The organism is Staphylococcus sp. EG-SA-17 (genome assembly GCF_017151845.1).
GTDB classification, from domain to species: domain Bacteria; phylum Bacillota; class Bacilli; order Staphylococcales; family Staphylococcaceae; genus Staphylococcus; species Staphylococcus aureus.
This window is the reverse complement of record NZ_JACVZO010000002.1, coordinates 167,399-190,827: the sequence shown is the minus strand read 5'-3', so window position 1 is coordinate 190,827 and position 23,429 is coordinate 167,399. Positions and strand designations below refer to the sequence as shown.

Annotated in this window: 21 protein-coding genes and 1 pseudogene; 18 read left to right on the top strand and 4 right to left on the bottom strand. The window is 31.6% G+C overall.

What is annotated here, in order from left to right; translation table 11 throughout:
* Window positions 1-66: 66 nt before the first annotated feature.
* The 4 genes from glcT to mprF all read left to right on the top strand — a co-directional run bounded on the left by glcT (window position 67) and on the right by mprF (window position 5,264).
* Window positions 67-918, top strand: coding sequence for a glucose PTS transporter transcription antiterminator GlcT (gene glcT / locus IDG65_RS01940; protein WP_000505017.1), 852 nt, complete (start codon window positions 67-69; stop codon window positions 916-918).
* A complete protein-coding gene (locus IDG65_RS01935) occupies window positions 893-1,060 on the top strand; it encodes a hypothetical protein (protein ID WP_031789478.1) in 168 nt (55 codons plus the stop codon). Before glcT ends, IDG65_RS01935 begins: the two co-directional genes overlap by 26 nt.
* Complete coding sequence (gene cozEb, locus IDG65_RS01930; RefSeq protein ID WP_001004752.1) at window positions 1,053-2,261, top strand: cell elongation protein CozEb; 1,209 nt, start codon at window positions 1,053-1,055, stop codon at window positions 2,259-2,261. Before IDG65_RS01935 ends, cozEb begins: the two co-directional genes overlap by 8 nt.
* Window positions 2,262-2,741: 480 nt before the next feature.
* Entirely contained in the window at window positions 2,742-5,264 is a 2,523-nt protein-coding gene (gene mprF / locus IDG65_RS01925; protein WP_001071165.1) for a bifunctional lysylphosphatidylglycerol flippase/synthetase MprF, read from the top strand.
* A 202-nt stretch (window positions 5,265-5,466) separates the two neighbouring features.
* Here the strand turns inward: mprF and msrA are convergent, their stop codons facing one another.
* Window positions 5,467-5,976, bottom strand: coding sequence for a peptide-methionine (S)-S-oxide reductase MsrA (msrA, locus tag IDG65_RS01920; protein WP_001024830.1), 510 nt, complete (start codon window positions 5,974-5,976; stop codon window positions 5,467-5,469).
* Between the two features lie 136 nt (window positions 5,977-6,112).
* On the opposite strand from msrA, the gene IDG65_RS01915 reads away from it, so the two are divergent.
* Complete coding sequence (locus tag IDG65_RS01915) at window positions 6,113-7,096, top strand: LCP family protein (RefSeq protein ID WP_000356975.1); 984 nt, start codon at window positions 6,113-6,115, stop codon at window positions 7,094-7,096.
* A gap of 87 nt (window positions 7,097-7,183) precedes the next feature.
* Here IDG65_RS01915 and IDG65_RS01910 read toward each other — a convergent pair whose 3' ends face one another.
* Complete coding sequence (locus IDG65_RS01910; protein WP_001123276.1) at window positions 7,184-7,369, bottom strand: 2-hydroxymuconate tautomerase; 186 nt, start codon at window positions 7,367-7,369, stop codon at window positions 7,184-7,186.
* Between the two features lie 147 nt (window positions 7,370-7,516).
* Between IDG65_RS01910 and IDG65_RS01905 the strand changes: the two genes are divergently transcribed.
* Window positions 7,517-8,779 carry a Y-family DNA polymerase gene (locus IDG65_RS01905; RefSeq protein ID WP_000283034.1) on the top strand — a complete coding sequence of 421 codons (1,263 nt, stop codon included), beginning with the start codon at window positions 7,517-7,519 and terminating at the stop codon, window positions 8,777-8,779.
* Window positions 8,780-8,915: 136 nt separating this feature from the next.
* On the opposite strand, the pseudogene IDG65_RS01900 reads toward IDG65_RS01905, so the two are convergent.
* Window positions 8,916-10,007, bottom strand: a pseudogene (locus IDG65_RS01900) (prephenate dehydrogenase).
* A gap of 164 nt (window positions 10,008-10,171) precedes the next feature.
* Between IDG65_RS01900 and IDG65_RS01895 the strand changes: the two are divergent.
* The 12 genes from IDG65_RS01895 (at window position 10,172) to IDG65_RS01840 (ending at window position 22,907) form a co-directional block, all read left to right on the top strand.
* Window positions 10,172-11,203: a M42 family metallopeptidase gene (locus IDG65_RS01895; protein WP_000433349.1), complete on the top strand. Its 1,032-nt coding sequence runs from the start codon at window positions 10,172-10,174 to the stop codon at window positions 11,201-11,203.
* A gap of 491 nt (window positions 11,204-11,694) precedes the next feature.
* Window positions 11,695-13,101, top strand: a complete 1,407-nt coding sequence (locus IDG65_RS01890; protein ID WP_000350969.1) for an anthranilate synthase component I — start codon at window positions 11,695-11,697, stop codon at window positions 13,099-13,101.
* Window positions 13,098-13,664, top strand: coding sequence for an anthranilate synthase component II (locus IDG65_RS01885; RefSeq protein ID WP_000604814.1), 567 nt, complete (start codon window positions 13,098-13,100; stop codon window positions 13,662-13,664). The genes IDG65_RS01890 and IDG65_RS01885 overlap by 4 nt, the downstream gene beginning before the upstream one ends.
* Window positions 13,665-13,669: 5 nt before the next feature.
* Window positions 13,670-14,668, top strand: coding sequence for an anthranilate phosphoribosyltransferase (gene trpD / locus IDG65_RS01880; RefSeq protein ID WP_000173839.1), 999 nt, complete (start codon window positions 13,670-13,672; stop codon window positions 14,666-14,668).
* A 1-nt stretch (window position 14,669) separates the two neighbouring features.
* On the top strand, window positions 14,670-15,452 hold the full coding sequence (trpC, locus tag IDG65_RS01875) for an indole-3-glycerol phosphate synthase TrpC (RefSeq protein ID WP_000154113.1): 783 nt from the start codon (window positions 14,670-14,672) through the stop codon (window positions 15,450-15,452).
* The gene (locus tag IDG65_RS01870; RefSeq protein WP_000768188.1) at window positions 15,452-16,084 is read left to right on the top strand and encodes a phosphoribosylanthranilate isomerase; all 633 of its coding nucleotides are present in this window, start codon (window positions 15,452-15,454) and stop codon (window positions 16,082-16,084) included. The genes trpC and IDG65_RS01870 overlap by 1 nt, the downstream gene beginning before the upstream one ends.
* On the top strand, window positions 16,077-17,291 hold the full coding sequence (trpB, locus tag IDG65_RS01865) for a tryptophan synthase subunit beta (RefSeq protein ID WP_052997618.1): 1,215 nt from the start codon (window positions 16,077-16,079) through the stop codon (window positions 17,289-17,291). Before IDG65_RS01870 ends, trpB begins: the two co-directional genes overlap by 8 nt.
* Complete coding sequence (gene trpA, locus IDG65_RS01860) at window positions 17,284-18,012, top strand: tryptophan synthase subunit alpha (protein WP_000163624.1); 729 nt, start codon at window positions 17,284-17,286, stop codon at window positions 18,010-18,012. Before trpB ends, trpA begins: the two co-directional genes overlap by 8 nt.
* A 321-nt stretch (window positions 18,013-18,333) precedes the next feature.
* Window positions 18,334-19,596, top strand: a complete 1,263-nt coding sequence (gene femA, locus IDG65_RS01855; RefSeq protein ID WP_000673315.1) for a glycine glycyltransferase FemA — start codon at window positions 18,334-18,336, stop codon at window positions 19,594-19,596.
* 18 nt (window positions 19,597-19,614) lie between these two features.
* A complete protein-coding gene (gene femB / locus IDG65_RS01850; protein ID WP_000673098.1) occupies window positions 19,615-20,874 on the top strand; it encodes a glycine glycyltransferase FemB in 1,260 nt (419 codons plus the stop codon).
* A 289-nt stretch (window positions 20,875-21,163) separates the two neighbouring features.
* Complete coding sequence (locus IDG65_RS01845) at window positions 21,164-21,910, top strand: hypothetical protein (protein WP_031928673.1); 747 nt, start codon at window positions 21,164-21,166, stop codon at window positions 21,908-21,910.
* 229 nt (window positions 21,911-22,139) lie between these two features.
* Window positions 22,140-22,907 (top strand): Cof-type HAD-IIB family hydrolase, encoded by a 768-nt coding sequence (locus IDG65_RS01840; RefSeq protein WP_001213026.1) that lies wholly within the window; start codon window positions 22,140-22,142, stop codon window positions 22,905-22,907.
* 48 nt (window positions 22,908-22,955) lie between these two features.
* Here the strand turns inward: IDG65_RS01840 and IDG65_RS01835 are convergent, their stop codons facing one another.
* Window positions 22,956-23,429 carry an SWIM zinc finger family protein gene (locus IDG65_RS01835; protein ID WP_000523667.1) on the bottom strand — a complete coding sequence of 158 codons (474 nt, stop codon included), beginning with the start codon at window positions 23,427-23,429 and terminating at the stop codon, window positions 22,956-22,958.

The window sequence follows — 23,429 nt, the reverse complement described above, 5'->3', positions numbered from 1 at the left end:
TTATTATACTTTCAAGTTAGGCATTTCCGATATATAATCTTAATAATAGAAAAATAGGTGATGATAATGGGAGAATATATTGTTACTAAAACATTGAACAACAATGTCGTAGTATGTACTAATAATGATCAAGAAGTTATTTTAATCGGTAAAGGTATTGGTTTTAACAAAAAAGAGGGAATGACGTTAAACGACCAAACTATTACAATAGAGAAAATTTATAAATTAGAGAGTGAGCAACAAAAAGCACATTATAAAAGTTTAGTTGAAATCGCTGATGATAATGTATTACAAGTAATTATTGATTCGTTAAATTTTATTTCTAATACTGCGATGAATGTTGATTCAAAACAACTTGTAGTTTCATTAACGGATCATATTATATTTGCATATAAACGCTTAAAACAAAATCAAGTTATTAGCAATCCATTTGTTATGGAAACTATGCAGTTATATAGTGATGCATATCATATTGCTAAACAGGTAATTGATCAGTTAAATGCAGCATTAGATGTACATTTTCCTGAAGATGAGATAGGATTTATTGCATTACATATTGCATCTAACACAGAAGATTTATCTATGCATGAGATGACTTTGATCAATAATGTTATTAAAAAAGGTATAGATATCATTGAATCAGACCTTGTGACAACTGTTGATAAGGAATCATTACAATACCAACGTTTTATAAGACATGTACAATTTTTAATTCGCCGATTAAGAAGAAAAGAATATATACATGCACAAGATGATTTTGTGTCTATGATTAAAAATCACTATCCGATTTGCTATAACACAGCATATAAAATTTTAACTATGATACAAAAACAATTTGATGTTACTATCAGTGAGTCTGAAATTATATATTTAACATTACACATTCATCATTTTGAAGAAAGGATTAATCATTCCTAAATTAAGTGCATTATACGGGCGTTTCGTTACTGTAAAGGGTATTTGTATGGTATCATTGATGTTAGTAATTTTACATAAGTGGACTGTTTTTATACAACATCTTATGAATATTTTAAGTGGTGGTGAATCTATAATTGAATGAAAATGAAAAGAATATAAGAAAGAACTTTTTAAAATTTACCGAATCACGGTATATGAAGTTTGTTGGTGGGAATGATTTAGTCTTCTCATTAATAGCTCTAGTATTGTTGGGTATTGTTATTTTTATTTTCGAAAAAGTATCATACGTTTTTGATCCTTTTATCATCGTTTTTAAGACGATAGCAGCACCTATCATCGTCTCTTTAATTCTATTCTATCTATTTAACCCAATCGTAAATATGATGGAACGTTATAGAATACCAAGAGTTGCAGGTATTTCTATTATTTATCTAGCTGTAGTAGGTGTTATTACGTTAATTGTTAATTTATTGATACCTATTATTGGTTCGCAAGTAGATAGTTTAGTTAAAAATTCACCGCAATATCTAGAAAAATTAATTAATTCTATTGATAAAATAGCAAATAATACGTTTTTCTCTTCGTATTATAGTCAAATTAATGATTGGTTAAATTCTTTACCTAAGAAAATACCATCTATGTTAAGTGAATTTACAGATGGCTTTGGGTCTAAAATTGCAACGTTTGCAGAAACGATTGCTAATATTGGCGTTGTGATTGTAACAACACCATTTGTACTATTCTTTATGCTTAAAGATGGACATCACTTCAAAGAATTTTCAACGAATATTATGCCACCGAAATTCCGAAAAGATTTTCATGATCTACTTGAAAAAATGAGTGTTCAAGTTGGTTCATACATTCAAGGACAAATTATTGTTTCATTCTGTATCGGTATATTGTTGTTTATCGGTTATTCGGTTATCGGGTTGAAATATAGCTTAGTATTAGCTAGTATTGCGGCAGTTACAAGTGTTGTACCATATTTAGGGCCTACAATAGCGATTTCACCAGCTATTGTAATAGCTGCTATAACTTCGCCGTGGATGCTCTTAAAATTAGCAGTAGTATGGACTTTAGTACAATTTGTTGAAGGGCACTTCATTTCACCAAATATCATGGGTAAAACACTTAAGATTCATCCACTTACAATCATTTTCATTTTACTTTGTGCAGGCAAATTGCTTGGTATTGTAGGCGTTATTTTAGGTATTCCGGGATATGCTATTTTAAAAGTATTAGTTACTCATTTATTCCAATTATTTAAACGTCGATACAATCGTTTCTATGGTAATGATGTAGGTGAATATGATATTAAAGAAAGTAATAAAATAGTTGAATAAGTAATTAAAAATACCAATAGACTATACGTTTGTTGGTATTTTTTATGGTGCTTATAATGTTGGGCACTCACATTTATGATTATCAGCACATGTTTAGCTTATAAATTTTTACGAAAGTTTAGCCGTTTCTAAAGTACATAATAATAAAACGAGTATTTGCCACTTGATTAGTACTTCATTATTATGTCGAAAATAAAAACAAGTGGTATTTTTAATATATTAAGAAGCACTCATAATCAGCTGTTAATTAATAATATTTTTCATAAGTATTGATTCATCATTTTCTTTATGTTAAATATGAATCAGTATAGATAACCATATTGTTCTGTTTGAGATAGAAATATTTTCTATTTACTTCTTAATACAGATGTCAATATGACAAAAGTGTTATATAAATCAAAGGTAAATGATATGCTATTTTTATGGTTTATATGATATATTTTGATTTATAACAGAAATAATTAGAATTGATGTGAAAAAATGAATCAGGAAGTTAAAAACAAAGTATTTTCAATCTTAAAAATTACGTTTGCTACAGCTTTATTTATTTTTGTAGTAATCACGTTGTATCGAGAGTTATCTGGAATTAACTTTAAAGATACTTTGGTTGAATTTAGTAAAATCAACCGTATGTCCCTTGTCTTATTATTTATTGGTGGTGGGGCATCGCTTGTTATTCTCTCAATGTATGATGTGATTTTATCTAGAGCTTTAAAAATGGATATTTCATTAGGAAAAGTTTTAAGAGTAAGTTATATCATTAATGCATTAAATGCGATTGTAGGCTTTGGTGGCTTTATTGGTGCCGGTGTAAGAGCAATGGTTTACAAAAACTATACGCATGATAAAAAGAAATTGGTTCACTTTATTTCATTAATACTGATTTCAATGTTGACAGGTTTAAGCTTATTATCATTGCTAATTGTATTCCATGTTTTCGATGCATCTTTAATCTTAGATAAGATTACATGGGTAAGATGGGTATTATATGTAGTGTCATTTTTCTTACCATTATTCATTATTTATTCAATGGTTAGACCACCCGATAAAAACAATCGTTTTGTAGGATTGTACTGCACTTTAGTGTCGTGTGTTGAATGGTTAGCAGCTGCAGTTGTATTATATTTCTGTGGTGTAATTGTTGACGCTCATGTATCATTCATGTCCTTTATTGCAATATTTATCATTGCTGCATTATCAGGTTTAGTCAGCTTTATTCCTGGTGGTTTCGGCGCTTTCGATTTAGTTGTATTACTAGGATTTAAAACTTTAGGTGTCCCTGAGGAAAAAGTATTATTAATGCTACTTCTATATCGTTTTGCGTACTATTTTGTACCGGTAATTATTGCATTAATTTTATCATCATTTGAATTTGGTACATCAGCTAAGAAGTACATTGAGGGATCTAAATACTTTATTCCTGCTAAAGATGTTACGTCATTTTTAATGTCTTATCAAAAGGATATTATTGCTAAAATTCCATCATTATCATTAGCAATTTTAGTATTCTTTACAAGTATGATCTTTTTTGTAAATAACTTAACGATTGTTTACGATGCTTTATATGATGGAAATCACTTAACGTATTATATTCTATTGGCAATTCATACTAGTGCTTGTTTATTACTTTTACTGAATGTAGTTGGTATTTATAAGCAAAGTAGACGTGCCATTATCTTTGCTATGATTTCAATTTTATTAATCACAGTGGCGACATTCTTCACTTACGCTTCATATATTTTAATAACATGGTTAGCTATTATTTTTGTTCTGCTTATTGTAGCTTTCCGTAGAGCACGTAGGTTGAAACGCCCAGTAAGAATGAGAAATATAGTTGCAATGCTTTTATTCAGTTTATTTATTTTATATGTTAACCATATATTTATTGCTGGAACGTTATATGCATTAGATATTTATACGATTGAAATGCATACATCTGTATTGCGCTATTACTTCTGGCTTACGATTTTAATCATCGCTATCATCATAGGTATGATTGCATGGTTGTTTGATTATCAATTTAGCAAAGTACGTATTTCTTCTAAAATTGAAGATTGCGAGGAGATTATTAATCAGTACGGCGGTAATTATTTGAGTCACTTGATATATAGTGGTGACAAGCAGTTTTTCACTAATGAAAATAAAACAGCATTTTTAATGTATCGTTATAAAGCAAGTTCATTAGTGGTTCTTGGAGATCCGTTAGGTGATGAAAATGCCTTTGATGAATTGTTAGAAGCATTCTATAATTACGCTGAGTATTTAGGCTATGATGTTATATTCTATCAAGTTACAGATCAACACATGCCTTTATATCATAATTTCGGTAACCAATTTTTCAAATTAGGTGAAGAAGCAATTATTGATTTAACGCAATTTTCAACTTCAGGTAAAAAACGCCGTGGATTTAGAGCGACTTTAAATAAATTCGATGAACTTAATATTTCGTTCGAAATTATTGAACCACCGTTTTCAACTGAATTTATAAATGAACTTCAACATGTAAGTGATTTATGGCTAGATAATCGTCAGGAAATGCATTTCTCTGTTGGTCAATTTAATGAAGAATACTTATCTAAAGCGCCAATTGGTGTAATGCGAAATGAAGAAAATGAAGTAATTGCATTCTGTAGTTTAATGCCAACATACTTTAATGATGCCATTTCAGTCGATTTAATTAGATGGTTGCCAGAGTTAGATTTACCATTAATGGATGGATTATACTTGCACATGTTACTTTGGAGTAAAGAACAAGGTTATACAAAATTTAATATGGGTATGGCAACGTTATCAAACGTTGGTCAATTGCATTATTCATATTTAAGAGAACGACTTGCAGGCCGTGTCTTTGAACATTTCAACGGTCTATATCGTTTCCAAGGATTACGTCGTTATAAATCTAAATATAATCCGAATTGGGAACCACGCTTTTTAGTTTATCGTAAAGATAATTCGCTTTGGGAATCACTTTCTAAAGTAATGCGTGTAATACGTCACAAATAATTAAAATCCAAGTGCTAAGAGGTATACAGTTATGCCTGAAGCGCTTGGATTTTTTGGTTTCTATAAAGAATGATTTATAAAAAACGGTACAGATAAGAATATTTAAGTTTCCTATCTGTACCGTATTTTAATATTGAAATGAGCTTAAGTTAAGTCGCCTAACTTTTATTATCAGTCCAATCAGTTTCATCAAGTATAAATGTTATTGCTTATTTTTGTATTCTTGGCGTATTTTTTGTTCTTCTGCATAGCGCTCTGGATTTTTCTTATAAAAATCTTGGTGATAGTCTTCGGCTTTGTAAAATTGTGACGCTGGTAATATTTTTGTTGCAATTGCCTTATCAGCATTAATCGTATTTTTAAGCTGCTCGATATAAGTCTCAGCGAGTTCTTTTTGATGATCATTAGTGTAGAAAATAGCTGTTTGATATTGAGGGCCACGGTCTTGATATTGACCACCTGTATCTAATGGGTCAATGACTGAGAAAAATATTTCTAATAACTTATTGTATGAGAATAATGCAACATCATATTGAATTTCAACAGTTTCTAAATGACCACTCGTACCTGATTTTACTTGTTCGTAAGTAGGATTTTCAATATGTCCGCCCATATATCCAGAAGTTACTTTTTCTATGCCGTCAAAGGTGTCAAATGGTTTCGTCATACACCAAAAGCAACCTCCGGCAAAATAAGCTGTATTAATATTCATTTTTGACATCCTTTCATTAGACCTTAGTACGATTTATTAAGAAATCACTTGCTTTTTGAATTGTTTTTATATAACGTTAATATGTGATTATTATAGTACACAAAAATCTATTTTTGAAGATATAAGGTAGGTAAATATGGATAAAGAAACTAATGACAACGAATATAGACGTCAAAGTGAACATCGCACTTCGGCGCCTAAGCGAAAAAAGAAGAAGAAAATTAGGAAATTACCTATCATTCTTCTGATTGTTGTAATTTTACTTATCGCATTAGTTGTATATATTGTGCATAGTTACAATAGCGGTGTAGAATATGCCAAGAAACATGCGAAAGATGTTAAAGTACATCAATTTAATGGACCAGTAAAAAATGATGGTAAAATTTCTATTCTTGTACTCGGTGCAGATAAAGCACAAGGTGGACAATCAAGAACAGATTCTATCATGGTTGTTCAATATGACTTTATCAATAAAAAGATGAAAATGATGTCTGTCATGCGTGATATTTATGCAGATATTCCAGGATATGGAAAACACAAAATTAATTCAGCATACGCTTTAGGTGGTCCAGAGCTACTTAGAAAAACACTTGATAAAAATTTAGGAATTAATCCTGAATATTATGCAGTAGTTGATTTTACTGGATTTGAGAAAATGATTGATGAATTAATGCCAGAAGGTGTACCAATTAATGTCGAAAAAGATATGTCGAAAAATATTGGTGTATCTTTGAAAAAGGGTAACCATAGGTTGAATGGTAAAGAATTACTTGGTTATGCAAGATTCCGTCACGACCCTGAAGGTGACTTCGGACGCGTGCGACGTCAGCAACAAGTGATGCAAACATTGAAAAAAGAAATGGTTAATTTTAGAACAGTTGTTAAATTACCAAAAGTCGCAGGTATTTTAAGAGGCTATGTGAATACAAACATTCCTGATTCAGGGATTTTCCAAACAGGTTTGAGTTTTGGTATCCGAGGTGAAAAAGATGTTAAGTCATTGACTGTGCCAATCAAGAACTCATACGAAGATGTCAATACAAATACTGATGGTAGTGCATTACAGATTAATAAAAACACAAATAAACAAGCTATTAAAGACTTTTTAGATGAAGATTAAAAATAAACAAGGCGATTTCTATCATACTCAGATAGAAGTCGCCTTGTTCGTTTTCAAAGAATTATTTGGCATGCATCTTATGAAGAACTATTGATCTGACTTTCTTACGCCAGCCACACCATAATGGTTTGGTTTCATTTCTTCTATAACAACGTGAATTGCTTGTCTATTTGCTCCCGTTGTTTTTTCTACGGCGTCAGTAACTTCGCTAACTAAATTTTTTAATTGTTCATCCGAACGACCTTCTAATAATTTTACATTGACGATTGGCATCATCCAAACCTCCTAATCATTATTAATTTGAGTATATCATGTAATACTTAAAAATTCATTTGCAAATTAACAGAACACTTGTTCTAAAATAGTTGAAATAGAACACGTGTTCGTATATAATAGAATTCAAGTAAGGGAGGAATAACAGTGTATAATTATCATTTATTAGAAGATAGGGATGTTCTATGTATTGACCAAAAAAGTTTTTTTGCGAGTGTTTCTTGTATTGAAAAAGGGCTAGATCCATTAGAAACAAAGTTAGCTGTTGTTGCAGATACTAAGCGTCAGGGTTCTGTAGTATTGGCTGCGACACCTAAATTAAAAGAATTAGGCATCAAGACAGGGTCGCGATTGTTTGAAATACCACATAGAAATGATATTTACATTATCAATCCAAGTATGCGTAAATATCTTAATGTTTCAGTTGCTATTTCTAAGATTGCATTGCGTTATATTCCACCTGAAGATTTACACCAATATAGTATTGACGAATTTTTTATGGATGTTACTGATAGCTATCATAGATTTAGTTCTACAGTACATGCATTTTGCGAAAGACTTAAACGTGAAATTTATGAAGAAACAGGCATTTATTGTACTGTGGGCATTGGTTCTAATATGTTATTAAGTAAAATTGCTATGGATGTTGAAGCGAAGCATAGTCAAAATGGTATAGCTGAATGGCGATATCAAGATGTACCAACGAAATTATGGCCAATTCAGCCCTTGCGAGATTTTTGGGGTATTAATCGTCGAACAGAAGCCAAATTGAATAAAAGAGGAATTTTTACTATAGGAGATTTAGCGAAATATCCATATAAATTTTTAAAAAAAGAGTTCGGTATTTTAGGTGTTGATATGCATCTACATGCGAATGGGATAGATCAGAGTAAAGTACGTGAAAAGCACAAGATCAGCAATCCATCGATATGCAAAAGTCAAATATTAATGAGAGATTATCATTTTGATGAAGCAAAAGTAGTAATGCAAGAGTTAATTGAAGATGTTGCTAGCAGAGTTCGAGCAAGAAAAAAAGTGGCAAGAACGATACATTTTGCCTTTGGCTATAGTGATGAAGGCGGTGTACATAAGCAATATACTTTGAAAGATCCAACAAACTTAGAAAAAGATATTTATAAAGTAGTAATGCATTTCGCAGATAAATTATGTAATAAACAAGCACTATATCGTACGCTAAGTATATCTTTGAGTCAATTTATTAATGAGGATGAGCGACAGTTAAGTCTGTTTGAAGATGAATACCAACGCAAACGTGACGAATGTCTAGCTAAAACGATAGACCAATTACATTTGAAATACGGCAAAGGTATTGTGTCCAAAGCAGTATCGTTTACAGAAGCAGGTACAAAACACGGCAGATTAGGTTTAATGGCTGGACATAAAATGTAATGATTATACGGTTTAAGGAATATATAACTGTGATTCGTATAAAATAAGTCTCTAAAGATAAATATTTCATATATCACAATAGATTTCACAATAATATCTAAGAATACATGGGAATTTATCAAAAGAGACTTAATAATTATTGGATATAACAATCAAAATCACTCAATGCTTGCATACCGCGTTCTCGGTCAGTAGGATTTTTGAAACTAATTTTTAAAGCACCGTATATATCTTCGCGTACTTCTAAGATTCTTAAGTTGCTTATAGATATGTTATGTAAACTCAGGATATAAGTCACTTTACTTATCATACCTGATTCATCCGGAATATCCACATATAGATCATACGCAGTATTTAGTCCACCTAGTTGTTTAGCGGGCAGTGCGTCACGATACGATTTAGCTTCGGCAAAAAATGATAACAATTTTTCAGAATCATTGCTTTCAATTAGTCTTTCTAAATCTTGAAACTGACTTTTTAGCTGTCGAATCATTTCTAAAATATACGTTTTATTACTCAAGGTGATATCTTTCCACATTTGTGCATTACTACTAGCTATACGAGTGATATCACGAAAACCACCAGCTGCAAGTTTATTGACTAAATGATGTTCTTGACCGTTCTTTTGACTAACATGAACTAAACTAGATGCAACGATATGAGGTAAATGACTTACGACGCTTGTTACGTAGTCGTGTTCTTAAGCAGTAGTTACAATAAATTTAGCAAGAGTAGGTGATAACAGTTCTTTTAACGTGTTTGCTGCTTGCTCATTTCTTGCCTCATTGTAGACTAAAATATAATAAGCGTTTTCAAATAAGTGCTTTTTAGCATTTAGTACACCAGATTTATGACTACCAGCCATTGGATGACCACTGACTAGATGAATATTATGCTTTAATAAATTGCATTCGTGTTGCTGTATCATTGCTTTAGTACTACCAGTATCAGAAACAATAACACCAGGTTTAGTTGGCATATCTATAAGCTTGCTAAGATATTTATTTGTGATAGCAACAGGTGTTGCATAAATAATTACATCGGCTTTTTTAATAGCTTCACTATAATTTAAACATTTTTCATTAATAATACCGATTGATTTAGCTTTATCTAACTGAGAAGTATCTGCATCGTATGCAATAATATTAGTATTAGGGTTATGGTATTTTATATTGCTAGCAAGACTTCCACCAATTAATCCAAGCCCAACAAATAAAACTGTTGTCATATAAATCACCTTATTTCGAAATTTTCAGAATAATAACATTGTAAATGAGCTGTTGACACAGTGCAATAGTAAATAAAAATCGATAATAGCATTAATAGATAAACGGAGATAAATCATCTACAATAAAGAGTATAGTAACACAATGGCAACGGAGGGGTAAATCAATGGAACCAATATTAGAAATGATTAAAACATTAACAGGTATTAATAGTCCTTCAGGAGACACAGAAGAAGCAATTCAATTTGTCGAAAAATATGCAAAAGACTTGGGTTATCAAACAACACTAACAAATAAAGGTGCGTTATTAATAACAGTGCCAGGCAAAAATGATGAAGTACAACGCTGTATTACTGCTCATGTTGATACTTTAGGTGCAATGGTTAAAGAAATTAAAGAAGATGGGCGCTTAGCAATAGAATTAATTGGAGGATTCACGTATAACGCGATTGAGGGTGAATATTGCCAAATTAAAACTGATGCTGGTCAAATATATACAGGAACAATTTGTCTGCATGAAACAAGTGTTCATGTATATAAAAATAATCATGAAATAACTAGAGACCAAAAGCATATGGAAATAAGAGTTGATGAAGTAACTACATCAGAAGAAGATACAAAGAGTTTAGGTATTTCAGTAGGTGATTTTGTTAGCTTTGATCCACGTACAGTTATCACGTCATCAGGTTTCATTAAATCTCGCCATTTAGATGATAAAGCTAGCGTAGCGATGATACTACAATTACTAAAGAAATTAAAAGAAGAGCAAATAATATTACCACATACAACGCAATTTTATATTTCTAATAACGAAGAAATAGGTTACGGTGCAAATGCATCAATTGATTCGAAAATCAAAGAATATATTGCATTAGATATGGGCGCGTTGGGAGACGGTCAAGCATCGGATGAATATACAGTTTCTATTTGTGCCAAAGATGCTTCAGGTCCATATCATAAGCAATTGAAATCGCACCTAGTTAATCTTTGCAAAATAAATAACATTCCATATAAAGTCGACATATATCCATATTATGGTTCAGATGCTTCAGCAGCTTTACATGCTGGTGCGGATATCAGACATGGTTTATTTGGCGCTGGCATTGAATCATCTCATGCAATGGAACGAACACATATTGATTCTATTAAAGCGACAGAGAAATTACTATATGCATATTGCTTATCACCAATTGAGTAAACAATTAGTGTTGACAAATGTGAACGACCTATGTAATATAATGAACTATAAAAATAATTAGAATTTTCTAAAGAAATAGTAGCAGATATGAAACGTAGCAAATAGAAAGCTAATGGGTGATGGGAATTAGCACGCCATATCTTGTGAATTGGACTTTGGAAAACAATTGAATGAGTTTTGAAAGTGAACATGAATTATGTTAACTAAGGTGGCACCACGGTAACGCGTCCTTACAGGTATATGCGTTATGTGGTGTCTTTTTATTTAGACAAAATGTAGTAGTTAATTAAAGGTAGCAACAGAAAGTTAGTGGATGATGTGAACTAACACCGAGATTAATGAAATTGGGTTTTGTCTGCAACAGAAAAATTATATATAGTAAAGAGTGAACTATGAATATTTCGAATATTCGGTTAATTTAGGTGGTACCACGCGTCAGCGTCCTTTATATTGATAAGGATGCTGGCGCTTTTTTGAAAGGAGCGTATAGAATGGATATATTTTATAAAAAAATAAAAGCAAATGTAACGCCAGAAGTTTTAGCACAACTTCATTCCAAGAAGATCATTTTGGAAAGTACAAATCAACAACAAACTAAAGGTCGCTATTCAGTTGTTATTTTTGATATTTATGGCACTTTAACTTTAGATAATGATGTATTATCAGTAAGCACTTTAAAAGAATCGTATCAAATCATTGAAAGACCGTACCATTATTTAACGACTAAAATAAATGAAGACTACCATAATATTCAAGATGAGCAACTTAAGTCATTACCGTTTATATCTGGATATGTTGGGACGTGTAGCTTTGATTTAGTAAGACATGAATTTCCTAAATTGCAATCAATACAATTAGAAGATCACAAGCAGCACGATGTAAGGTTATATATGGTTGAACAAGTTTATGTATTTGACCATTACAAAGATGAGTTATATATCATCGCGACGAATCAATTTTCAAATTCAACAAAATCAGATCTTGAGAATCGAGTTAATAAGTCTATCGAAGACTTAACTAAAATCCAACCATTCATGCCTACACAAGATTTTGATTTTAAAACTAAAGAAATTCAATCAAATATTTCTGAAGAAAGATTTATCGAAATGATTCAGTATTTCAAAGAGAAAATAACAGAAGGGGATATGTTCCAAGTTGTGCCATCAAGAATTTACAAATATGCGCATCATGCTAGTCAGCATTTAAATCAACTTTCGTTTCAACTGTATCAAAATTTAAAACGACAAAACCCAAGTCCATATATGTATTATCTTAATATCGATAAACCCTATATTGTCGGTAGTTCTCCCGAAAGTTTCGTAAGTGTCAAAGATCAAATTGTAACAACTAATCCTATTGCAGGTACGATTCAACGTGGTGAGACGACACAAATAGATAATGAGAATATGAAACAACTACTTAATGATCCAAAAGAATGCAGCGAACATCGTATGCTAGTTGATTTAGGACGTAATGATATTCATAGAGTAAGTAAAATCGGTACCTCAAAAATTACTAAATTAATGGTTATTGAAAAATATGAACATGTTATGCATATCGTAAGTGAAATCACAGGTAAAATAAATCAAAATTTATCACCAATGACAGTTATTGCGAATTTATTACCAACAGGTACCGTTTCAGGTGCACCAAAATTACGTGCAATTGAAAGAATATATGAACAATATCCACATAAACGAGGCGTTTATAGTGGTGGTGTTGGATACATAAATTGTAATCATAACTTAGATTTTGCTTTAGCAATTCGAACGATGATGATAGATGAGCAGTATATCAACGTAGAAGCTGGTTGTGGCGTTGTATATGATTCTATTCCTGAAAAAGAACTAAATGAAACGAAATTGAAAGCTAAAAGCTTATTGGAGGTGAGCCCATGATCTTAGTTGTAGATAATTATGATTCCTTTACATATAACCTAGTGGATATTGTTGCTCAACATACTGACGTCATTGTTCAATACCCTGATGATGATAATGTGCTGAATCAATCGGTGGACGCTGTTATTATATCTCCTGGTCCAGGGCATCCATTAGACGATCAACAGTTGATGAAAATCATATCAACCTATCAACACAAACCCATTTTAGGTATATGTTTAGGGGCTCAGGCACTGACTTGTTACTACGGTGGAGAAGTCATTAAAGGCGACAAGGTTATGCACGGCAAAGTTGATACTATAAGTATCACTTCAAATACTCACAAAGTGTTATATCAAGATGTTCCAGAACAGTTTTCAATTATGAGATATCATTCATTAATAAGTAACCCTGACAATTTTCCAGAAGAATTGAAAATTACTGGACGTACCAAAGATTGTATACAGTCATTTGAGCATAAAGAAAGACCGCATTACGGTATTCAGTACCATCCTGAATCATTTGCTACAGACTATGGTGTCAAAATAATTACAAATTTTATTAATCTAGTGAAGGAAGGATGAAAACCATGACATTACTAACAAGAATAAAAACTGAAACTATATTACTTGAAAGCGACATTAAAGAGCTAATCGATATACTTATTTCTCCTAGTATTGGAACTGATATTAAATATGAATTACTTAGTTCCTATTCGGAGCGAGAAATCCAACAACAAGAATTAACATATATTGTACGTAGCTTAATTAATACAATGTATCCACATCAACCATGTTATGAAGGGGCTATGTGTGTGTGCGGCACAGGTGGTGACAAGTCAAATAGTTTCAACATTTCAACGACTGTTGCTTTTGTTGTAGCAAGTGCTGGCGTAAAAGTTATAAAACATGGTAATAAAAGTATTACCTCAAATTCAGGTAGTACGGATTTGTTAAATCAAATGAACATACAAACAACAACTGTTGATGATACACCTAACCAATTAAATGAAAAAGACCTTGTATTCATTGGTGCAACTGAATCATATCCAATCATGAAGTATATGCAACCAGTTAGAAAAATGATTGGAAAGCCTACAATATTAAACCTTGTGGGTCCATTAATTAATCCATATCACTTAACGTATCAAATGGTAGGCGTCTTTGATCCTACAAAGTTAAAGTTAGTTGCTAAAACGATTAAAGATTTAGGTAGAAAACGTGCAATCGTTTTACATGGTGCAAATGGTATGGATGAAGCAACACTATCTGGTGATAATTTGATATATGAATTGACTGAAGATGGAGAAATCAAAAATTACACATTAAATGCGACTGATTATGGTTTGAAACATGCGCCGAATAGTGATTTTAAAGGCGGTTCACCTGAAGAAAATTTAGCAATCACACTGAATATCTTGAATGGTAAAGATCAGTCAAGTCGACGTGATGTTGTCTTACTAAATGCGGGTTTAAGCCTTTATGTTGCAGAGAAAGTGGATACCATCGCAGAAGGCATAGAACTTGCAACTACATTGATTGATAATGGTGAAGCATTGAAAAAATACCATCAAATGAGAGGTGAATAATATGACGATTTTATCAGAAATTGTTAAATATAAACAGTCACTTTTACAAAATGGCTATTATCAAGACAAACTTAATACCTTGAAAAGTGTGAAGATTCAGAATAAAAAATCTTTTATAAACGCAATTGAGAAAGAACCAAAGCTAGCAATTATTGCAGAAATCAAATCGAAGAGTCCTACAGTTAATGACTTACCTGAACGAGATTTATCGCAACAAATCTCAGATTATGACCAATATGGTGCAAATGCCGTGTCTATTTTAACTGATGAAAAGTACTTTGATGGTAGTTTTGAAAGATTACAAGCATTGACGACAAAAACAACATTACCCGTATTATGCAAAGACTTTATTATAGACCCGCTTCAAATTGATGTTGCTAAACAAGCTGGTGCATCTATGATTTTATTGATCGTTAACATCTTATCTGATAAACAATTGAAAGATTTATATAACTACGCTATATCGCAAAATCTAGAAGTGTTAGTTGAAGTACATGATCGCCATGAATTAGAACGTGCCTATAAGGTTAATGCTAAATTGATTGGTGTGAATAACAGGGACTTAAAACGATTTGTCACAAATGTGGAACATACAAATACTATTTTAGAAAATAAAAAACCAAATCATCATTATATTTCTGAAAGTGGTATTCACGATGCATCTGATGTAAGAAAAATCTTGCATAGTGGTATCGATGGCTTACTAATAGGTGAGGCGCTTATGCGTTGTGACAATATATCTGAATTTTTACCACAACTGAAAATGCAAAAGGTGAAGTCATGATGAAATTGAAATTTTGTGGCTTTACATCAATAAAGGATGTTACAGCGGCCAGTCAATTACCTATTGATGCGATAGGTTTCATCCATTATGAAAAAAGTAAAAGGCATCAAACAATTACCCAAATAAAAAAGTTAGCGTCTGCTGTTCCAAATCATATCGATAAAGTATGTGTCATGGTAAATCCTGATTTAACAACAATTGAACACGTATTAAGCAATACGTCAATTAACACAATACAGTTACACGGCACAGAATCTATTGATTTTATACAGGAAATTAAAAAGAAATATTCAAGCATTAAAATCACTAAAGCTTTAGCTGCAGATGAAAACATAATCCAAAACATAAATAAATATAAAGAGTTCGTAGATTTATTTATTATCGACACACCCTCAGTGTCGTATGGTGGTACCGGTCAAACATATGACTGGACTATTTTGAAGCACATAAAAGACATACCTTACTTGATAGCAGGAGGCATTAACTCTGAAAATATTCAAAAAGTTAATCAACTTAAATTATCACATCAAGGTTATGATCTTGCATCAGGTATAGAAGTAAATGGGCGAAAAGATATAGAAAAAATGACAGCAATTGTAAATATTGTGAAAGGAGATAGAGAAAATGAATAAACAAATACAAACAGAAGCAGATGAATTAGGTTTCTTTGGTGAATACGGAGGGCAATATGTTCCAGAAACATTAATGCCAGCAATTATTGAGTTGAAAAAAGCTTATAAAGAGGCAAAAGCAGACCCAGAGTTTCAAAGAGAACTGGAATACTATTTATCAGAGTATGTAGGACGCGCGACGCCACTTACATATGCTGCATCATATACTGAAAGCCTAGGTGGCGCTAAAATATATTTGAAACGAGAGGATCTAAATCATACAGGCGCCCATAAAATTAATAATGCGTTAGGTCAAGCGTTGCTTGCTAAAAGAATGGGCAAGAAGAAGCTTGTTGCTGAAACTGGTGCGGGTCAACATGGTGTAGCTAGTGCTACGGTTGCTGCATTATTTGATATGGAACTTGTTGTCTTTATGGGAAGTGAAGATATTAAAAGACAACAACTTAATGTATTTAGAATGGGATTACTTGGTGCAAAGGTTGTGGCAGTTGAAGATGGTCAAGGGACTTTATCGGATGCAGTTAATAAAGCATTGCAATATTGGGTAAGTCATGTAGATGATACACATTATTTATTAGGTTCTGCATTAGGTCCAGACCCGTTCCCAACGATTGTTAGAGATTTTCAGAGTGTGATTGGTAAAGAAATAAAATCACAGATATTGAAGAAAGAAGGTCGACTTCCGGATGCAATTGTAGCATGTATCGGTGGTGGCTCAAATGCAATCGGTACATTTTATCCATTTATTAAAGATGATGTTGCATTATACGGTGTTGAAGCCGCAGGTCAAGGCGAGGATACTGATAAACATGCACTTGCAATTGGCAAAGGATCACCTGGCGTATTACATGGTACTAAAATGTATTTAATTCAAGATGAAGGTGGGCAAGTGCAACTAGCACATTCTATTTCAGCAGGACTTGATTATCCTGGTATTGGGCCAGAACATTCTTATTACCACGACATTGGTAGAGTAACTTTTGAAAATGCAAGTGATACACAAGCAATGAATGCTTTAATCAACTTTACAAAACATGAAGGTATTATACCTGCAATTGAAAGTGCACATGCACTGAGTTATGTTGAAAGACTAGCGCCTACGATGTCGAAAGAAGATATTATTGTAGTAACTATTTCTGGACGTGGCGATAAAGATATGGAAACAATTAGACAATATATGGCAGAGCGAGGTCTTGCAAATGACTAAATTATTTATACCTTATATTATGGGCAATAAAGATTTGATTGAAAATGCAACATTGTTGAGTGAAAATGGTGCAGATATAATTGAAATTGGTGTACCTTTCTCTGATCCGGTTGCTGATGGTCCAGTTATCATGGAAGCAGGTCAACAGGCGATTAAACAAGGCATCACGATAGATTATATTTTCAATCAATTAGAAAAACATGGTGATCAAATTAAGTGTAACTATGTATTAATGACGTATTATAATATTATTTGTCATTATGGAGAACAAGCGTTTTTTGAAAAATGTCGAGATACTGGTGTCTACGGCTTAATTATTCCTGATTTACCATATGAATTATCGCAGCGTTTAAAAGAACAATTTAGTCACTATGGCGTCAAAATCATATCGTTAGTTGCGATGACTACTGATGACAAACGTATGAAAGATATCGTATCCCATGCGGAAGGCTTTATTTATACTGTGACGATGAATGCGACAACAGGGCAAAACGGTGCGTTTCATCCAGAATTAAAACGAAAAATTGAGTCAATTAAAGCGATAGCCAATGTGCCAGTTGTCGCAGGATTTGGTATAAGAACACCTCAACATGTTGCAGATATAAAAGAGGTTGCAGATGGCATCGTCATTGGTAGCGAAATCGTTAAGCGATTTAAATCTAACACGCGTGAAGAAATCATTAAATATTTACAATCTATCCAACAAACATTGAATAATTAAGTTTACTTGATTTAAAAAAATTAGTCGAATACTGTTTGAAAAAGTGAAAAACGGTGAATTATAAAATTGAATAGAAATGATACAAAAGTAATATGAGCAAACCCAAACGTTCATATTACTTTTTTTGAAATTGTATGCAAAAATCTAAATATTACTATAAAAGTATACGCAATTAAAGCGTTTATGTTTTAGTTTTAACATTAACTATTGTATACTTATTTAGATTAGATTTATTATTTTTGACATTTGCAGAGGGGAAATAGAAAAACTGCAAATACGGAAATGAAATTAATTAACGAGAGACAAATAGGAGTAATGATAATGAAGTTTACAAATTTAACAGCTAAAGAGTTTGGTGCCTTTACAGATAGCATGCCATACAGTCATTTCACGCAAACTGTTGGCCACTATGAGTTAAAACTTGCTGAAGGTTATGAAACACATTTAGTGGGAATAAAAAACAATAATAACGAGGTTATTGCAGCTTGCTTACTTACTGCTGTACCTGTTATGAAAGTGTTCAAGTATTTTTATTCAAATCGCGGTCCAGTGATCGATTATGAAAATCAAGAACTCGTACACTTTTTCTTTAATGAATTATCAAAATATGTTAAAAAACATCGTTGTCTATACCTACATATCGATCCATATTTACCATATCAATACTTGAATCATGATGGCGAGATTACAGGTAATGCTGGTAATGATTGGTTCTTTGATAAAATGAGTAACTTAGGATTTGAACATACTGGATTCCATAAAGGATTTGATCCTGTGCTACAAATTCGTTATCACTCAGTGTTAGATTTAAAAGATAAAACAGCAGATGACATCATTAAAAATATGGATGGACTTAGAAAAAGAAACACGAAAAAAGTTAAAAAGAATGGTGTTAAAGTAAGATATTTATCTGAAGAAGAACTGCCAATTTTTAGATCATTTATGGAAGATACGTCAGAATCAAAAGCTTTTGCTGATCGTGATGACAAATTTTACTACAATCGCTTAAAATACTACAAAGACCGTGTGTTAGTGCCTTTAGCGTATATCAACTTTGATGAATATATTAAAGAACTAAATGAAGAGCGTGATATTTTAAATAAAGATTTAAATAAAGCATTAAAGGATATTGAAAAACGTCCTGAAAATAAAAAAGCGCATAACAAGCGAGATAACTTACAACAACAACTTGATGCAAATGAGCAAAAGATTGAAGAAGGTAAACGTCTACAAGAAGAACATGGTAATGAATTACCTATCTCTGCTGGTTTCTTCTTTATCAATCCATTTGAAGTTGTTTATTATGCTGGTGGTACATCAAATGCATTCCGTCATTTTGCCGGAAGTTATGCAGTGCAATGGGAAATGATTAATTATGCATTAAATCATGGCATTGACCGTTATAATTTCTATGGTGTTAGTGGTAAATTTACAGAAGATGCTGAAGATGCTGGTGTAGTTAAATTCAAAAAAGGTTACAATGCTGAAATTATTGAATATGTTGGTGACTTTATTAAACCAATTAATAAACCTGTTTACGCAGCATATACCGCACTTAAAAAAGTTAAAGACAGAATTTTTTAGGAAGGGAATTATCAAAACATGAAATTTACAGAGTTAACTGTTACCGAATTTGACAACTTTGTACAAAATCCATCATTGGAAAGTCATTATTTCCAAGTAAAAGAAAATATAGTTACCCGTGAGAATGATGGCTTTGAAGTAGTTTTATTAGGTATTAAAGACGACAATAACAAAGTAATTGCAGCAAGCCTTTTCTCTAAAATTCCTACTATGGGAAGTTATGTTTACTATTCGAATCGTGGTCCAGTAATGGATTTTTCAGATTTAGGATTAGTTGATTATTATTTAAAAGAGTTAGATAAATATTTACAGCAACATCAATGTTTATATGTTAAATTAGATCCGTATTGGTTATATCATCTATATGATAAAGATATCGTGCCATTTGAAGGTCGCGAGAAAAATGATGCCTTAGTAAACTTGTTTAAATCACATGGTTACGAGCATCATGGCTTTACAACTGAGTATGATACATCGAGCCAAGTACGATGGATGGGCGTATTAAACCTTGAAGGTAAAACACCCGAAACATTGAAAAAGACATTTGATAGTCAACGTAAACGTAATATTAATAAAGCGATAAACTATGGTGTTAAAGTCAGATTCCTTGAACGTGATGAGTTCAATCTTTTCTTAGATTTATATCGTGAAACTGAAGAGCGTGCTGGATTTGTATCAAAAACAGATGATTATTTTTATAACTTTATTGACACATATGGAGATAAAGTATTAGTACCATTAGCATATATTGACCTTGATGAATATGTGTTAAAGTTGCAACAGGAATTGAATGACAAAGAAAATCGTCGTGATCAAATGATGGCGAAAGAAAACAAATCAGATAAGCAAATGAAGAAAATTGCAGAATTAGATAAGCAAATTGATCATGATCAGCATGAATTATTGAATGCAAGTGAATTGAGCAAAACGGACGGCCCAATTCTAAACCTTGCTTCTGGCGTTTATTTTGCAAATGCATATGAAGTGAATTATTTCTCTGGTGGTTCATCAGAAAAATATAATCAATTTATGGGACCATACATGATGCATTGGTTTATGATTAACTATTGCTTCGATAATGGTTATGATCGTTATAATTTCTATGGTTTATCAGGTGATTTCACAGAAAACAGTGAAGATTATGGCGTATACCGCTTTAAACGTGGATTTAATGTACAAATCGAAGAATTAATAGGGGATTTCTATAAACCAATTCATAAAGTGAAATATTGGTTGTTCACAACATTGGATAAATTACGTAAAAAATTAAAGAAATAGATGTAAATGATGTTAGGGCTTATAGTTATTGATGCTATAGGCTCTTTTTTATATGTTTTTTAGCGAAATTTTAATTATTTCACACTAAGAAAAACTAGTATGTATTTGTCAATCTAATGTTTTTCATTATAATGCTGTTTTATTGATTTAATTTTATGATTAAAATATTATGCAAAACATAAAATATATAGCGTCATATTTGAGTTTTAATGATAATATTTTTATAATATATAATATAAAATAATGGTTATCTGAGTATGAAATGCAAGTAAGTGAGGTAGTTAAAAAAATGAATCGAATTGAAAAACATGCTAAAAACACTTTTATTATTCTGATGCTCATTATGTTATTTTGGATTTTTATGAGTTTTATTTTCCAGAAATTATTATTTCCACCTTCGAAAAATAATTTAACTACATATGAAGCATTGAAATATTATACACATTTAAAGGGATATTACGGTTTGGATCATATATCAAAAGGAATAGCATACATTGCCTGTGTGTTAATTCCACTCAATTTCTTTTTTAGATTCAATGACATCAAAAAAGATAATAACTATAATAATATTATAAGTACGTTATTCCTATTATTATACTTTTTAGTTAATGGAATTTCATTGATTATTCAAGGATTCACTGCAGAATTTACAATTAGTTTAATTAGTAAGGCAAATATTCATAATAATCATGAATTTGCTGTGAACTTATTTAGATATGTCATACAAGAAGGTGGTATTTCTTTTAGTACATATCTAGTGTGTAACTTTTGCATAATAATGTGGTTATTATTTTCGTGTTCTTTATTAAAAGAAAGAAAACCAGTTGTCAGATGTTTACCATTAATTATATCTTGTTTAAAATTAATATTAATTCTACTATTTTTACTTTCAATACTTTTGGTCATATATCAAACTCAATCTGCACAAATCTTATTTGTTTTTATAGATTTTCTAAATTTTGTCGCGTTAATTTTAGTTTATTTATGTACTAATCCTAATAATAGAAGTATTGATAAAATAGCATGTGTTAAATAAAAAGTTAATAGTAACTACAAACATACTTTACTAATAATCAAAACGAGTTACACAAACATACAGTTATATAAGTCCCCTTATGGAATTTCACATTCTAGTTTACATAATATATATTATAGGAAGTAATGTGTGTGACGCAAAAGGTACCCTACATCATAATCATTATCTAATATCGTCACATAACTTACTTATGCTATAATCATGGTATTATATTGTTTGGAGTGATTTGATGAGATTTGTCTTTGATATTGATGGTACGCTTTGTTTTGACGGCCGATTAATTGATCAGACTATTATTGATACATTGTTACAATTACAACATGATGGTCATGAACTTATATTTGCATCAGCACGTCCAATTCGTGATTTGTTGCCAGTTTTACCATCAGTATTTCATCGGCACACATTAATTGGCGCAAATGGTGCTATGATTTCACAGCAATCAAAGATTTCTGTTATCAAACCAATTCATACTGATACATATCACCATATCTTAAAAATAATTCAAAAGTATGAGTTAGATTTTATTATTGATGATGATTGGAATTATGCTGCACAACTTGACGCTGAGAACGCGATTTTTGAGCGTTTAGATCCACATAAGCTGGCCAGTTGTATTGATGTTGCAAATATCGACACGCCAATCAAAGTTATTTTATTAAATATAGACCCGGCACAAATTACAACTATATTAGACGAGCTAAATAAATACCATCAAGAATTGGAAATGATTCACCATTCAAATGAGTATAACATTGATATAACAGCGCAAAATATTAATAAATATACTGCATTACAATATATATTTGATGCAGATGTTAAATATATAGCATTTGGTAATGACCACAATGATATTGTCATGTTACAACATGCTAGTAGTGGCTATATTATAGGACCATCAGAAGCATACACACACGCAATATTGAAACTTGATAAAATCAAACACATCAATAATAATGCACAAGCTATTTGCAAAGTCTTAAAATCATATAAATAAAAAACACCCCTATCAAATGATAATCATTATCAATCGATAGGGGCTATTTTAATAAAATTCGTCCTCGAACATTTCGTCCTCTTCATCTAATCCAAATAATTCTGCCATTTCTCCATGTTCAATTAACATGTTTAAATATGCATCGCGGAGTTCTTCTTCACTCATATCATTAATCATTTCTTTAAGAGAATCAATCCACATATTTCTGCGTAAGTGATAGTCTTCTTCAACTTCGTTTAACATGATTATATGTTTATTTGCTGCTTCTGGACTAGCTGTAAAGAGTAATGCAATCATATGTTTACATATCACTCGTCTTCCATCAGCATGAGGACAATTACATTTGGATTTTCTAGGATGTTCCATATCAATATAACAACGATATACTTTGTTACCACTGCCTTTTACTTCAGCCTCATGCTGCGTTTCTGAAAATGATTTTAAGTTAATGACGCATTCACTTTGATAATAATTAAAGCCTCTTTCTATAGAACGAATACTTGCAATATCAAGTAATCCCAT